Source organism: Thalassobacillus devorans (assembly GCF_011761345.1).
GTDB classification, from domain to species: domain Bacteria; phylum Bacillota; class Bacilli; order Bacillales; family Halobacillaceae; genus Thalassobacillus; species Thalassobacillus devorans.
Window position 1 is genome coordinate 195,503 of the sequence record NZ_JAASRY010000001.1, and the last position, 15,811, is coordinate 211,313.

A 15,811-nucleotide genomic window follows, 5' to 3' on the forward strand; every position below is an offset into this window, starting at 1 on the left:
AGATAAAATGGACATTTTTTCAAAAAATTACTGGTCACTATATATTAATTTTTTAAATGACTTCGAAGATATAAAGTACAAAGGTTTTTCAATACCTTATTTATATCATTTTAGAAGTCTGTTAAAAGGAAATGAAAAGCTATGGGATAGCTTGTATAATCAAGCATTCACCGCAAAGCTGCCCAGAAGTATAACAGAAAATAGAGAAATCCAAATAGTATTTAATGAGTTTGTACAGTCACATACTAATGAACCTTTGGAACGAAATAAAAATGGAATAGTGATATTTCATGATGTATACAATCTGCTTAAATTACCGCAAAAGACCTTCATAAAGTATTTTAATTCTTCCCAAGTTATGCGCTTATATGAAGGTGGAAATAGAAGGAAAACGAAGAGGCGTACAAAAGCAAAAAGCTATCAAAACATCAGAGTGATTAATGATCGGGATGGTAATGGAGCAAAGAGGATGAAGGACAATAAGAAAGCAAATGCAGCAGGCAGCATACCATCTGTCAAGTATTTTTCAGAGTTTTCTGTTGATACCAGGAAAGCGGTAGAAAATCTAACAAGAAAAGCAAATTCCATTATAAAGAAACATCATAATCATCCCCTATATAGCCAAGAAAGTTTTAAAAAAGTTTTTTTTCTACAATTATCCAAGATTGTTAACCGGATAGAAGAATCTGCTAATCTACTGGAACTTTTCCCTGTTTCATGTATAGTTGTTCCTTCGACTCACTACCCAGAATGTCGTACCTTAGCGCTGGTAGCAGCTGAAAAAGGCATACCCACTATATGTATGCAGCATGGAATCATCTCAAGTGAACATGGCTATCTCCCCAAAGTCGCTACTGTGGATGCTGTTTATGGACAGTTTGAGGTGGATTGGTTTAAAGAAAAGGGTGCAGCTGACGAGACAGTAGAGGTTATTGGTCATCCGAGGTTCGATCAGGCTTTTGAAAAGCCCCGGTTCTCTCGATTACAGTTTAATGAAAAATTCGGTTTAGCCCCAAATAAAAAGAATCTCCTGATAATTGTAAGAGGAAATAAAGATATTGACAGCTGGCGATTGTTTATAAAAAAAATTTCAAAAAAGCTGGATATTAACATCTTAATTAAAGATTACCCTAATAAAAGACCCCACCCCCTCTCTAAAGAATTTCCATCAGTTCACTCACTTTTGAATGTAGATTTGTACGATATACTCCCTAATGTAGATGGAGTCGTTTCTTATCCTTCCACCGTTGGGTTAGAAGCAATGCTTGCAGGCAAGCCTATTTTTATCTTGAATATGGACTTTCCAGGTTCTGCCGGGTACTACAATCGACTGGGAGAGTTATCACAGAATGACGCAAACCAACTGGGCGACATTGTCATCAAGTATTTTGGCAAGGAGCAAATGATAAGGAAGGCCCAAAAAGTTACTAAGGATTTTCTTTCTTACGCATACCCTGTTCCGGCTTTGTCGGGGAAAAGACTGCGGAAATTAATTAATAGGCTGACAAGCTAGAATATGTGTGGAGAGCATATATTGGTTAAAGCGGTAATAGGATGTTTTGAGAAGCAACATGAAAGGGTGAGGGTCATGAATATTCTTGTAACTGGTGGCGCCGGGTTTATCGGGCGATGGGTTGTAGCGAGGTTATTGGAAGATGGACACTTTGTTTGGGTCCTGGATGACTTATCGAATGGGAGAGAGGAAAACCTCAAAACCTTAAAGGATAATCTAAATTTTAAACAATTTATACATGGGGATATCAAAGACTCAAAGCTGATAACAGAACTATTTGCCAATAAGTTTGATATTTGTTACCACCTAGCAGCCAGCATCAACGTTCAGGATAGCATTGATGATCCTCATACCACATTTCTTAATGATGTTGTTGGGACGTTCAATATTCTGGAAAAATGCAGGGAGCAGAAAACCAAACTTGTCTTTATGAGTACATGCATGGTGTATGATCGGGCTCACAATGAAGGTGGAATCAGAGAAACAGCACAAATTAAGCCTGCCTCTCCTTATGCTGGCTCAAAGATTGCGGCAGAGAATATAGTTCTGTCGTATTATCATGCCTACGATCTCCCTGTCACTGTTCTTCGTCCGTTCAATACGTATGGCCCTTATCAAAAAACGGGAGGAGAAGGGGGAGTTGTAGCGATATTTTTGAAAAACACACTAGAAGGACTGCCGCTATCTATATATGGCGATGGCAGCCAGACAAGGGATTTGTTGTATGTGGAAGATTGTGCTCGTTTTGTGGTGGAGGCAGGCTATTCGGAAAAAGCAGATGGAGAAATTCTAAACGCAGGGATTGGCAAGGATATAAGTATAAATAAATTAGCTGAACTGATTGTTAAAGATAGAAAATTAATAAAGCATGTCCCACATATTCATCCTCAAAGTGAGATACCGAAACTAGTGTGCGATTTCAGTAAAGCAAAAAAATTGTTGGGCTGGGAGCCTAAGTACAGTTTGGCTGAAGGGTTGGCCCAGACGGAAAAATGGATAAAAACAACCGATCTTTTGTGAATAATGGGGGGAGGGAGGAAATGCAAAAAGCTAAGCTGGCTTTATATGGTGGAAGACCTGTAAGAGATTCTTATTTAGCATATGGAGGTCAATGGATTGATGATCATGATATTGAAGCGGTTATCCGTATATTAAAAAGTGACTGGCTTACAACTGGACCCGCTGTCTCTAATTTTGAAGAAGCTATGGCTGATTATGTAGGTGCTAAGTATGCCGTAGCTTTTTCTAGTGGGACAGCAGCATTACACGCTTCCTGTTTTGCAGCCGGAATAGGTGAAAATGACGAAGTGATAACTACCCCATTAACTTTCGCGGCCAGTGCTAACTGTATCCTTTATGTTGGTGGCAAACCGGTATTTGCAGATGTTGATTCCGCTACCTGTAATATTTCTCCTTCCTCAATCAGAGAGTCTATCAATGAAAATACTAAAGCTATTATTACTGTTGATTTTACCGGACAGCCAATCGAATATGAGGAGGTACTGGAAATTGCCAAAGAATTTGGGCTAGTTTTAATTAGTGACGCAGCCCATGCATTAGGAGCCTCATACAAAGGAAAGATGGTCGGATCTATGTGTGATATGACAATATTCAGCTTCCATCCGGTTAAACACATAACAACTGGAGAAGGAGGGATGGTTACCACTGATAATAAAGACTATTATGAGAAATTATTACTGTTCAGGAACCATGGAATTGTGCGTGACCCCGATAAGTTGGAAAATAATCCGGGACCTTGGTTTTATGAGATTCAAAGATTGGGTTTTAACTACAGGATTACGGATTTTCAATCTGCATTAGGTTTGAGCCAACTGGGTAAACTGCCCGGCTTTTTGAAAAAAAGAAGGGAATATTCTTCCAGATATACGGAGGCGTTCGATAAAATCGATGGTGTCATTACCCCTTTTCAAAATAGAGATGGTAATTCAAGTTGGCATTTATATATCCTCCGACTAGATCCAGCTGTTTTATCCGCAGACCGTGCTGAAATATTCAAGGCATTACAAAAGGAGAATATTGGCGTTAATGTACATTATATTCCCGTATACTGGCATCCATATTATCAGCAGTTAGGCTATAGGAAAGGGATCTGTCCCAATGCTGAAGAAGCCTACGGTTCCATACTTACCCTTCCTTTGTTTCCTAAAATGTCTATAAAAGATGTAGAGGATGTCATTGATGGTGTGAAAAAAGTGATCTCTTATTACACTGTTATGTGAGGTGTTATATGAAAGTAGCTGCAATCGTTCAGGCGAGGATGGGATCCACAAGATTGCCCGGAAAGGTGCTTAAAGAAGTACTGAATCGTCCTTTATTAGCCTATCAGCTTGAACGTGTTAAACGGTCGTTATTTACTGATCAAATCGTTATCGCTACAACTGATACAGCCAAAGATGATCCGATCGTAAGCTGGTGTAAGAAAAATGGAGTCACTTATTATCGGGGTTCAGAAACAGACGTATTACAGCGGTATTATAGAGCTGCTTTATCGGTAAAGGCAGAAGCAGTAATCCGTCTTACGGCTGATTGTCCGTTGATTGATCCGTTTCAAATCGATAACGTTGTAAATAAATATTTATCACTCAAAGATGATCATCCATTTCAATATGTCTCAAATACGTTGAAACGAACCTTTCCAAGGGGAATGGATACAGAAATTTTTTCATATAAAGCTTTAGAAGCAGCTCATAATGGAGCAAAGAAACCAAACGAACGAGAACATGTAACTAAATACATGATCGATCATCCTGATATATTCAGGCTGACAAATGTTAACTATAGCCGGGACGAAAGCAATCACCGTTGGACTGTGGATACTACGGAAGATTTTTTATTGGTTAAAAAAATCTTGGAGGCATTATATCCCAGGAACCCTTACTTTACGTTAGAAAATATTTTAGAATTACTGGAAAAACATCCGGAATGGCAGAAGATAAATGCTCACATCTTACAAAAAAAGAGTGAAGAGGAAAATGAATGAATGTATGCTTCAGAGTCGACTCATCGAGGTGGATTGGCACCGGCCATGTCATGAGGTGTCTTGTATTGGCAGAGCAGCTTCAGCTTAATGGCGCAGAAGTTACTTTCGTTTGCCGGAGACTCCCTGGTGATTTGACCGGGTTTATTGAAAATCGGGGATATGGGCTAAGGACGCTCCCTTCTTTGCAAAGTACAGACCAGAAACATTATTTTCAATGGTTTAGAGCGAACTGGAAACTAGATGCAATGCAAACCATTAATTTCATCAGAAAGAAGCAGATAGATTGGCTGATCATTGACCACTATGCAATTGATGAGAAGTGGGAACAGTTCACAAAACCATACGCAAATCAAATAATGGTAATAGATGATCTTGCAGATCGCCCCCATAACTGTAAGGTTCTTTTAGATCAGAACTTCTATCCAAATTCACAGAAACGATATGAGCATCTGGTAGGCCCTCAAACTATCATGCTATTGGGTCCTAAATATTTTCTTCTTCGAGAAGAATTTAAGTTTGTCCGTCAAAGGGAAAGAGATGGGTCAGTAACTCGAATCCTGATATCTTTCGGTGGGAGCGATCCTACTAAAGAAACATTGAAAGCTCTTAAAGCTGTCCAATGTCTTAACAATACTGAATGTATCATTGATGTCGTCATCGGAAAATCCAATCTTGACTATGTTTCTATTAAATCTATCTGTGCTGACAATCCAAATATCCGGCTGCATTATCAAATAGACTATATAGCGGAATTGATGGCAAAAGCCGACTTGTCAATTGGTGCAGGAGGAAGCACCACATGGGAGCGGTGTTATTTATCCTTACCTGCAATAACAATTGAAACGGCTGAAAACCAATCCGAAATATTGTATAGTTTATCAAAATTAGGTGCTGTTTACCATTTAGGAACAAGTGAGGATGTAGATGAAAAAGATATTGCAAGAGCTGTTAAAAAGTTGATGGAAAATCCATGTGTCTTGCAGAAAATGATTAAGAGTTTAAAAGAGATAATGAAAGACTTTGAAAGTGGATTAGCAGTTCGGCAGTTGCTTGGGGGAAGCAGAGATGAATAATAAATTTTTTTTGAAGCCATTAACTTTTGACAACTTGAAGACTATCTTTGAATGGAGAAACTCAGAAAGGATCAAATCTCTCATGTATACAAACCATAATATTACATGGGAAGAGCATATACGATGGTTCCATAAAGTAAATAAAAGCTCCAGTGATTTAGTGTGGGTATTATATGATGTGAATTCACCATTAGGGTTAGTCAGTTTTTCTGATATAAATAAGGAGCATTCACGGTGTTTTTGGGGTTTTTATATTGGGGAAGAAAAAGCTCCGAAGGGAGCAGGTACAATCATGGGTGTTTTGGCATTGGATAAAATTTTCCAGGAGTCCGGGATGAACAAAGTGTGTGCTGAAGTTATCGATTCCAATTCAGGGAGTATCCGATATCACAAAAAGTTAGGCTTTGAACAGGAAGGAGTTTTAGCCCAGCATGTCTGGAAAGACAATCAATTTAAAGATGTGATTCGGATGGCCTTATTCAATGACAAATGGCAGAAAGTAAGAACTGGACTAGTTAACATCCAAGAAAGGGGTAATTGATGAGCGATATTATTATTGATGGGAAAATAATAGGCAGGGATCATTATCCCTTTATTATTGCGGAAATGTCGGGGAACCATAACCAGTCCTTGTCCCGTGCCTTGAAAATCGTAGAAGCTGCAGCAAATGCTGGGGTTGATGCTGTCAAACTTCAAACTTACACCCCAGATACAATGACTTTAAATGAAAAAAAAGATGATTTCACTGTCAAAGATTCAAAAAGCCTGTGGAGAAATAAAACACTCTATGAGCTGTATCAGGAAGCATATACTCCGTGGGATTGGCACAAGGTTATCTTTGAACGATGTAAAGAATTAGGACTGACAGCTTTCAGCACTCCATTTGATGAGAGTGCTGTAGATTTTCTAGAATCCTTTAATGTTCCTTGCTACAAAATAGCCTCCTTTGAGAACACTGATTTGCCGTTAATCAGAAAAGTTGCAAAAACAGGTAAGCCCATCATCCTTTCTACGGGGATGTGTTCAGTTGCTGAAATAGAAGATTCAGTAGCTGCTGCCCGTGCAGCAGGCTGTGAGGAACTGATTTTATTGAAATGCACCAGCAACTATCCGGCTTCTCCTAAAGACTCCAATATTCTCACTATTCCGCATATGAAAGAATTGTTCCAATGCCCTACCGGTTTGTCTGATCACACGATGGGAAATGGAGTAGCTGTAGCAAGCGTAGCCTTGGGAGGTACAGTTATCGAGAAACATTTCACGCTATCACGCAGCGAAGGTGGAGTAGATGCAGCATTTTCACTAGAGCCGGAGGAGATGTCCGCTTTGGTAACTGAAACCAGAAGGGCATGGGAAGCTCTGGGAAAGGTCGCATATGGTGTAACAGAAGCAGAAAAGTCTTCAAAACAGTATCGTCGTTCTTTATATATTGTAAAAAACTTAAAGAAAGGAGACCGTTTAACAAAAGAAAACATGAAAATTATTAGACCCGGTTATGGTCTCCCCCCAAAATATTACGATGTTCTTTTAGGGAAAAAAATTATACGTGACGTTAAAAAAGGAACTCCTCTTAATTGGGATTTGATTTAAAAAATTTATTAATGGTATTAGCATAACACTGGTCGTAATCATATTATCGTTTAACAAAAAATCCCTCCTTGAGCACGGTCAAGGGGGGATTGCTCTGTCTATGTGACCCCTTTGAGGGATTACCGTCCAATAATTTTGTTTTTCCAATGCATGTAAATTTAATATTGAAATCTCAATTTTTTATGTGATAATGGAAAAATACATGAAAAATTGTTAGAAAATTGCATCAAGGAGGAATCGGGATGTCTGATACCAGGACGGCGTTGATCGTCGGCGGGGGGATTGGCGGGCTTGTTACTGCCCTTAAACTTCACCGCGTTGGCGTGTCGGTGCGTATATTTGAAAGTGTGGAAACAATTAAGGCACTAGGCGTTGGGATTAATCTTTTACCTCATGCGGTGAAAGTTCTGACAGAACTGGGCCTGGATGATGAACTGAAAAAGGAAGGGCTGCCGACAGCGGAGCTGATGTATGTCAACAAATTCGGCCAGAAGATTTGGCAGGAAGATCGGGGCCTGAATGCCGGCTACAACTGGCCGCAATACTCCATCCATCGGGGGCGTCTGCAGATGCTATTATTGAATGCAGTCAAACAACGATTGGGCGAGGATGCTGTACATACGGGCCATCATCTGACGTCATTTCAAATGTTTGGGGACAAGGTAACCGCCCATTTTGATAATAAAAAAACGGGGGAACATGCCGGTACTTACAGCGCTGATACAATGATTGCAGCGGATGGCATCCATTCTGCCGTGCGTAAATTCTATTATCCTAATGAAGGCGAGCCGAAATTCAGCGGCAGGATTTTATGGCGTGGCATTACAGAATCTAATCCTTTTTTAACAGGCAAGTCGATGATCATGGCAGGGTATCAGGATCAGAAGTTTGTTGCTTATCCTGTTTGTCCTAAGGCTGAGGAAAAAGGACGCTCCCTTGTCAATTGGATTGCTGAACTTACGGTTGGGGATGAACTGTTATCACGGACCGACTGGAACCGGAAAATAGATAAGGAAAAATTCGCGCCTCATTTTGCCGGATGGGATTTTGGGTGGCTGAATGTACCGAAGCTGATAGAAGAAACGGATGCGGTTTATGAATTTCCAATGGTTGACCGTGACCCAGTGCCTCGCTGGACATTCGGGCGTGTGACGCTTTTAGGAGATGCTGCCCATCCGATGTACCCGATTGGATCAAATGGGGCTTCGCAAGCGATTCTTGATGCCGATGCATTAGCAACGTCTATAGCGGAACAGCCGAATACCGAAGCTGCTTTGCGTGCTTATGAACAGGAAAGATTGGATCCTACTTCGAATATTGTCCGGACCAATCGGCAAAACGGGCCGGAAGTGGTCATGCAGATCGTCGAAGAACGTGCGCCTCAGGGTTTTAATCAATTAGAAGATGTGATCACTTATGAAGAGCTAGCTGGAATTGCTAATAAATATAAGAAACTTGCCGGCTTCGACCGGGAGACATTGAATAGTAAATAGGAGTGCAGCTATGATAGAACACATTGTATTAGTGAAGTTTTCTCAGGAAACCACAAATGGACAAAAGCAAGAGCTGATCCGCCGGACGTTGGAACTTAAGAACATCATACCCGGGATTGTTGATATTCAGCAGGGAATCAATTTTTCAGATCGAAGTCAGGGATATGAAGTCGGACTGACGGTACGGTTTAAGGACCGGGAGTCTTTGGAAAACTATGGTCCACATCCCGCGCATCAGGAAATTGTCACTTATTTGAAGCAAATTGGTATGGAGGACAGTATCATCGTCGATTTTGAAATTTAGGCTTATTTTTTTATTCAACTACTTTAATGCTTAAACGCGTTTTAGCTTTTAAGTATTAATTTGCACATTGCAGGGGGGATTTGATGAAAGCTTTACATGCAGGGCAGATCATTGATAACAGCCGCTTCCGTTCGTTTCATTCTTCTATTATTTTCTGGTGTTTCTTTATCATTTTGATGGATGGTTATGATGTAGTCATTTATGGCTCCGTTGTCCCTTCTTTAATGGAAGAGTGGAATATATCTTCCGTGACAGCGGGGGCGATAGGGAGTTATACCGCTGCCGGGACGGCTGTCGGTGCTGTCCTGTTCGGGTTATTGGCAGATAAACTTGGCCGAAAGAACGTGATCATTCTATGTACCGTGCTTTTCAGTTTATTTACCGCGATAGCTGCATTTGCGACAGGGCCTGTAATGTTCACGGTATTCCGGGTGATTGCGGGACTTGGGCTTGGCGGTGTGATGCCGAACGTGATTGCATTATCAACGGAATATGCTCCGAAAAAAATCAGGGCTGCGATGGTATCTTTCATTTTTTGCGGGTACTCCATCGGGGCTATTGCGGCCGCCATGTTCAGTAAATCTATTTTGCCTTCCCTGGGCTGGCAGCCGGTTTTCTGGATTGCCGGGCTGCCGTTGTTGCTCATTCCTTTTATTGCAAAAAGCCTTCCCGAATCCGCAGGCTTTCTATTAGCCAAGGGAAAGGAAGAAGAGTTGAAGAAAGTTTTGCAAAAAATAGAGCCGGGGGCACAGCTGGATGGCAGTACTACCTTTGTTAAACCGGAACCTGCCAAGAAAGGATTGCCGCTGGTGAAGCTGTTTGAAAAGAAACGTGCCATCAGCACGATTATGTTCTGGATCTCCTGCTTCTCCTGTTTTGTTCTGATTTATGCCATGAATACCTGGCTTCCGAAGCTGATGATTGAGGCGGGATACAGCTTAAGTTCGAGTCTGGTGTTTGTTGCCATGATGAATGTCGGCGCCATTGTCGGGACCATTATATTTGGACGACTGGCAGATAAGTGGGGCTTTAAAAAAGTAATGGTGCCGCTTTATATTATCGGAGCGATTGCCCTTTCCAGTATTGGGCTGACGCAGAACATTCTACTGGCTTATCTGTTGATCGGAATGATCGGTGCTGCATCTGTCGGTGTGCAGAATATCAGCAACGCCTTCGTCTCGCAATACTATCCGCCATCCATGCGTTCCACCGGGATAGGTGCCGCCATGGCATTCGGACGAATCGGCGGTATCTTCGCACCAACATTCGTCGGTATTTTATTGACAATGAACCTGTCCTCACAAATGAATTTTACAGTAATCGCCATGGCTGCCGTGCTTGGAGGGATTGCGATTCTGTTTGTTCAGGAAAAGCATGCGCATTATAGCGGAGAAAACGAAGAAGCGGATGTGGATGCTGTAAGGGAAAAGGTTGTATAGTTTCAAACTTAAGTGAAAAAGCTGGGCTGTTGCCGCCCAGCTTTTTTATTTTGGCCATGTCGATATCAATCTAGATAAGAAAATCCATAGTTAATGAATTTATTGATCATCACGGCCATCTCTTTCGGAGGTTTATTCATATCGTTTGCAATCCAGTCCTTCATAACATGGATGGCGCCGCTGATAACGAAAGTGCTTAAATACTTCAACTCATCTTCATCCAACTGATTGTCGTTCATCCAATTGTTCATCATAAACCCTCTGGTCAAATCCATCATCCTTTTTTCAAAGGTAGGGGCGGCGTCTTGTTTCAGCAAGGTCTGGAACATGAATTTATTTTCAATCACGTATTGCAAAATTTTCTCGGTCATCTGGATCGATTCTTCTTCGACGGGATAGTTGTAGCTGTGCAGGTACTCGTTCATATCCGCTGTAATTTCTTCCTCAATTTTACTCAATAAGTCGTAGTGATCGGTGTAATGGGTGTAGAAGGTTGACCGGTTGATATCGGCGAGTTCGCATATTTCTTTTACCGTGATGTCTGAAATCGGCTTCGTTGCCAGCAGTTTGATCAGGCTGTCCTTCAGTACTTTTCGCGTATATTTCTTACGACGGTCCAGTTTTTCACGCACAGGACACGCCTCCTTTTGTTAAATTTTTGTTACAATCCAACATAATCCAACGATGTGTTGGGGAACTGACAGAATTTATAAAACTGTTTGTTGTAAATCCAACACGGTGTCAATACAATATTAGAATGTGTAAAAGTGTTTTGCAAGAGAGGATGAAGCCTTATCGACTGGACATCACGAATCATTAAACATAAAAAAAGTATTGTCATTATATTTACGCTAATTACATTGCTTAGTGCGGTAGCGCAGTTCGCCGTGTCGGTCAATTACAGCATGGCAGATTATCTGCCCGATGATTCCCCGTCGATGCAGGCGGTGGATTTGATGGAAGAGGAGTTTGACGAGCCGATTGCCAACGCCCGGGTAATGGTGAAGGATGTATCGGTAACGGAGGCTCTTGAGTATAAGAAAGAATTAGAAGCGATCGATGGGGTCAGTGGAGTGACGTGGCTCGATGATGTGGTTGATGTGAAAGAGCCGCTGGAGATAGCCGACGAAGATACCGTGGAACCTTACTACCAGGATCAGTATGCGTTAATTTCACTGAACATCCGTGAAGGTGTCGAGGTTGAAGTGACCAATAAGATTTATGATTTGGTCGGGGAGGATAATGCCATCGCCGGCGAAGCTGTAACGACGGCAACCTCCCAGCAAATGGCTGGCAGTGAATCCATGAATGCAGCAGCCTTACTGGTTCCAATTATCATTATAATTTTGGTTTTATCTACGAATTCCTGGATGGAACCGGTGTTCTTTTTGATTGCGATCGGAGTTTCCATCGTGATCAATTTAGGGACGAATATTTTTATTGGAGAAATATCATTCATTACTCAGTCGGTGGCGCCGATTCTGCAACTGGCGGTGTCGCTGGATTATGCGATATTCCTGCTTCATAGTTTTTCCGATTACCGCAAGGATGTGGAAGATCCGGCGAAAGCAATGCGGCTTGCGATGAAGCGGTCATTCCTGGCGATTGTTGCCAGTGCGTCGACGACATTCTTCGGATTTATGGCGCTCACGTTTATGGAGTTCGGTATAGGAGCGGATCTGGGACTCAATCTTGTAAAAGGGATTCTGCTCAGCTTCATCAGTGTCATGGTGTTTTTACCGGCATTGACGTTAATGTTTTATCGCTGGATTGACCGTACTAAGCACCGTCAGCTTGTCCCGGATTTCAAGAATGTCGGTAAATTTGTCTTGAAGCTACGGATTCCAAGTTTACTATTGATACTCGTCCTGATTGTTCCTGCATTTTTAGCGCAAAGTAATACGACTTTCCTGTATGGCACAGGAGAACATCCTGACAACACACGTGCCGGGCAGGATGAAGCAATGATCGAGGATACGTTTGGCAAAAGCATCCCAATGGTGCTGCTTGTCCCTGAAGGAGACAGGGGGAAAGAGGAAGAGCTCGTTGCAGAGCTGGAGGACCTTCCGAATGTTTCCAGTATCATGTCCTATGTGAAAATGGTGAGTACGGCGATTCCACCGGACTATCTGGAAGAGTCAATGACAGAACAGTTTTATTCGGATGACTATGCACGAATAACCCTTTATACAGAAACAGATGCCGAAGGGGAAGCGGCATTTTCATTGATCGATCAGGTCAAGGAGACGGCTGATAGCTATTACGATGAAACTCACCTCCTTGGGGAAAGTGTCACGTTGTATGATATGAAAAATACCGTGCAGCAGGATAACAAGCTGGTCAATTTGCTTACCGTCGTTACTATTGCAATTGTGCTTTTGATCACATTCCGGTCGATATCAATTCCAGTTGTGCTGCTGTTGACGATTCAGACATCGGTTTGGATCAACCTGGCGGTGCCGTATTTCACCGATACGCCGCTTGTCTATGTTGGTTACCTGTTAATCAGTACGATTCAGCTGGCTGCGACAGTCGATTATGGAATTTTATTCACAGAAAATTACTATACATTGCGAAAAGAATTGAAAGCCATGCAGGCGATTAAGAAGACGATTGACGAGAAAATTTTTGCCATTTTTATATCGGCATCGATCTTATCCAGTGTCGGCTTTATCTTAGGAGCCACATCCACCAATCCAATCGTATCGGCAATTGGACTTTTGCTCGGGCGTGGAGCGCTGCTGGCATTCCTCATGGTTGTGTTTGTCCTGCCTGCGTTACTGGTCGTGTTTGACAAAGTGATTGAAAAAACAACGTGGAAAGCAAACTTTTATAAGGAGAAATGAAAATGAGACTGAAACGTATAACGGCGATATTCATGTCAACGATGCTGGTTTTGCCAACATTTCTCGTATCAGCGGAAGCAGACGACGGTTCAGCTTTCGAGGAAAAGGCTCCCCAGGGGAAAGGGGCCTACTCCGGAAAAAGTGAGGTCGTCTATGCTACCCTTAGCGGTTCCGGCGACCCGAAAGATATGTACGTCGTCAATAATTTTACGGTTGAAGAACCAGGTGAAATGACCGATCACGGGCCATATACCAGTGTCGAGAACCTGACCGACATGACGGACATGGAGAAAAAAGACAATCGTGTCACGTTTACCGCTAAAGAAGATGAATTTTACTATCAAGGAAACCTGGACGGCAAACCGCTGCCATGGAATATCGATGTCACTTATAAATTAGATGGAAAAGAAATCGCACCCAATGAACTGTTAGGAAAGGACGGAGATTTGGAGATTGAAATAAACACATCAAAGAATGACAAGGGCGACGAAAGTTTTTTCAATAATTATCTCCTGCAAATCAGCCTGACTTTTGATTCTGCTAACTATAAAAATATCGAAGCGGAAGATGCAACTGTCGCTAATGCCGGGAAAAACCGGCAAGTGACGTTTACGGCAATGCCGGAAAAAGAAGAGAGCTTTAAGGTAAACGCGCTGGTGTCCGATCTCGAAATGGAACCGATTGAAATTGCGGCAACACCATCAGCGATGCCAATCGAAGAGCCGGATACAGAAGAAATGAAGAGCGAGATGCAATCCCTGTCTGATGCGACCGCGGAAGTGAACCGCGGTGTTGGCGAACTGAAAAATGGAATTGCTGAGCTGAACGATGGGGTCGCACAGCTGTATGATGGTTCGGCCCAATATAAAAACGGTATGAACGAACTGAATAACAGCTCGGCAGAACTGGTCGATGGCTCCGCGTCTATTAAAGCTGCCTTGCAGCAAATGAGCGAATCCGTCAACGGAGGCTCCGGTGACATGGATATGAGTCAATTCCAGCAGCTCGAAGAAGGACTGCGCCAGATTGCCGGCGGCTTGAATGAAGCTGAAGCCGGGCTGACGGCATTGAAGGATAATTACAGCCAGGCTTACCAGGCATTGGATCAGACGGTTGCCGGCATCCCAGAGCAAAATGTTTCTAAAGAGGAAATTCAGGCGTTGTATGAAAGTGACGCAGATCAGGAAACTGTCGACAAGCTGGTCGCCAACTATGAAGCGGCACAAACGACGAAGCAGACCTATGCAGGTGTAAAAGAAGCATTTGCCGCGGTGGACCCGACACTCAGCCAAGTGGCAGGATCTCTCACGGAAATGAGCGGCAGCATCAGTACGATGGCTGACGAGGTCAGTAGCAGTATGGAAAATATGGATATCAATGAATCTATGAATCAATTACAGCAACGCCTGGAAGAACTGTCCGCTAATTATAATAGTTTTCACACCGGCTTGACAGACTACACAGGCGGTGTCCAGCAGCTGGCGGGCTCCTATGAAGAGGTTCATGGAGGTATTGCCGGGCTGACTGGTGGAACGGATGAGCTGGAAAACGGTGCGGTTAAACTGCATAATGGAACAGCAAAGATCGCGGAATCAACGAGCAGCCTGCCGGACGAACTGCAGCAGGAAATCGATGAAATGATCAATCAGTACGATAAGTCCGATTTTGACCCTGAATCTTTTGTTTCCTCCAAGAATGAAAAAGTAGACAATGTCCAATTCGTAATCAAAACGGAAAGCATCAAGAAGCCTGACGAAGAAAAAGAGGAGCCAGAAATAGAAGAAGAAAAGAATTTCTGGGACCGCCTGATGGATTTATTCTAAGAGGTGGAAAGCAGCCTTCTCCCGAAAGAGGGGGCTGTTTTTTTTGCTTGTGGGCTGCGTTGTCTCTTATATGAGAATTTTGTCTCGTAAATGGTTTCGTTTGTCTAATTTAATTTCGATTTTGTCTAATAAAACTTTGAAATTGTCTAATATGTGGTTCGATTTGGCTCATATACCGGGGATCCTGTCTAATATATCACCAGATTGTCTCGAAAAAGGATCATTTTCCGGCTGTTTGGCTAGGGTCTGGTCTGGGATGGGATGAAACTTCGGCCTAAGTTATACGTACATATAGTTACAAAGGTAACGAGAGGGAAAGGGGATTGGATGCGTCAATTATTGCTTGTTTCATTATCTGTTCTCGTGCTGTCGGCATGCGGGTTGGGCGAACAGTATGTGTACGGGGGAGAAAGTGACCACTGGGAAGCCAGCTTTACAGCATCTAAAGATGGAGCGGCAGTCACACGCGAGTTTGTGCTCACGTATAAGGGTGAGCTGGATGAACTGGCTGATATCGATCAGCTGCGCTATTCCTATGATGCAGGAAGATTTGGCAGCGAAACGGGAAGAGACTTTGGTGGTGATCCGCCATCAGAGAAACAGTTTACCTCCAGAGATTCAGGGAACGGGAAGCTGCTGATGAGCGGTGATGAAGTTATTGAGGTCAACATAAAATGGGGAGATCAGGAAGAGACAATGGAACTTCGAAGTGAATAAAGAGTTACCATA

14 protein-coding genes are annotated in these 15,811 nt (G+C 42.5%); 13 read left to right on the forward strand and 1 reads right to left on the reverse strand.

Annotated features, from left to right (window positions below):
- The first annotated feature begins 7 nt into the window (after positions 1–7).
- From FHS45_RS01055 to FHS45_RS01100, 10 genes are all read left to right on the forward strand, one after another.
- Positions 8–1,513 carry a glycosyltransferase family protein gene (locus tag FHS45_RS01055; RefSeq protein WP_062444498.1) on the forward strand — a complete coding sequence of 502 codons (1,506 nt, stop codon included), beginning with the start codon at positions 8–10 and terminating at the stop codon, positions 1,511–1,513.
- 75 nt (positions 1,514–1,588) lie between these two features.
- Positions 1,589–2,533, forward strand: coding sequence for a dTDP-glucose 4,6-dehydratase (locus FHS45_RS01060; RefSeq protein ID WP_062447721.1), 945 nt, complete (start codon positions 1,589–1,591; stop codon positions 2,531–2,533).
- Between the two features lie 20 nt (positions 2,534–2,553).
- On the forward strand, positions 2,554–3,753 hold the full coding sequence (gene pseC, locus FHS45_RS01065) for a UDP-4-amino-4,6-dideoxy-N-acetyl-beta-L-altrosamine transaminase (protein ID WP_062444500.1): 1,200 nt from the start codon (positions 2,554–2,556) through the stop codon (positions 3,751–3,753).
- An 8-nt stretch (positions 3,754–3,761) separates the two neighbouring features.
- On the forward strand, positions 3,762–4,514 hold the full coding sequence (locus FHS45_RS01070) for a cytidylyltransferase domain-containing protein (RefSeq protein ID WP_062444502.1): 753 nt from the start codon (positions 3,762–3,764) through the stop codon (positions 4,512–4,514).
- Entirely contained in the window at positions 4,511–5,587 is a 1,077-nt protein-coding gene (gene pseG, locus FHS45_RS01075) for a UDP-2,4-diacetamido-2,4,6-trideoxy-beta-L-altropyranose hydrolase (RefSeq protein WP_062444504.1), read from the forward strand. The genes FHS45_RS01070 and pseG overlap by 4 nt, the downstream gene beginning before the upstream one ends.
- Complete coding sequence (gene pseH, locus FHS45_RS01080) at positions 5,580–6,128, forward strand: UDP-4-amino-4,6-dideoxy-N-acetyl-beta-L-altrosamine N-acetyltransferase (RefSeq protein WP_062444506.1); 549 nt, start codon at positions 5,580–5,582, stop codon at positions 6,126–6,128. The genes pseG and pseH overlap by 8 nt, the downstream gene beginning before the upstream one ends.
- On the forward strand, positions 6,128–7,177 hold the full coding sequence (gene pseI / locus FHS45_RS01085) for a pseudaminic acid synthase (RefSeq protein WP_062444507.1): 1,050 nt from the start codon (positions 6,128–6,130) through the stop codon (positions 7,175–7,177). The genes pseH and pseI overlap by 1 nt, the downstream gene beginning before the upstream one ends.
- A gap of 242 nt (positions 7,178–7,419) precedes the next feature.
- Positions 7,420–8,670 carry a flavin-dependent oxidoreductase gene (locus FHS45_RS01090; protein WP_062444508.1) on the forward strand — a complete coding sequence of 417 codons (1,251 nt, stop codon included), beginning with the start codon at positions 7,420–7,422 and terminating at the stop codon, positions 8,668–8,670.
- A gap of 10 nt (positions 8,671–8,680) precedes the next feature.
- Complete coding sequence (locus FHS45_RS01095; protein WP_062444509.1) at positions 8,681–8,974, forward strand: Dabb family protein; 294 nt, start codon at positions 8,681–8,683, stop codon at positions 8,972–8,974.
- A gap of 83 nt (positions 8,975–9,057) precedes the next feature.
- Positions 9,058–10,413, forward strand: coding sequence for an MFS transporter (locus FHS45_RS01100; RefSeq protein WP_062444510.1), 1,356 nt, complete (start codon positions 9,058–9,060; stop codon positions 10,411–10,413).
- A gap of 65 nt (positions 10,414–10,478) precedes the next feature.
- Here the strand turns inward: FHS45_RS01100 and FHS45_RS01105 are convergent, their stop codons facing one another.
- Complete coding sequence (locus tag FHS45_RS01105) at positions 10,479–11,045, reverse strand: TetR/AcrR family transcriptional regulator (protein WP_062444511.1); 567 nt, start codon at positions 11,043–11,045, stop codon at positions 10,479–10,481.
- A 273-nt stretch (positions 11,046–11,318) separates the two neighbouring features.
- Between FHS45_RS01105 and FHS45_RS01110 the strand changes: the two genes are divergently transcribed.
- From FHS45_RS01110 to FHS45_RS01120, 3 genes are all read left to right on the forward strand, one after another.
- Positions 11,319–13,259: an efflux RND transporter permease subunit gene (locus FHS45_RS01110; protein WP_062444513.1), complete on the forward strand. Its 1,941-nt coding sequence runs from the start codon at positions 11,319–11,321 to the stop codon at positions 13,257–13,259.
- A 2-nt stretch (positions 13,260–13,261) separates the two neighbouring features.
- Complete coding sequence (locus FHS45_RS01115; RefSeq protein WP_062444515.1) at positions 13,262–15,082, forward strand: hypothetical protein; 1,821 nt, start codon at positions 13,262–13,264, stop codon at positions 15,080–15,082.
- 327 nt (positions 15,083–15,409) lie between these two features.
- Entirely contained in the window at positions 15,410–15,799 is a 390-nt protein-coding gene (locus FHS45_RS01120; RefSeq protein ID WP_062444517.1) for a hypothetical protein, read from the forward strand.
- Positions 15,800–15,811 lie beyond the last annotated feature (12 nt).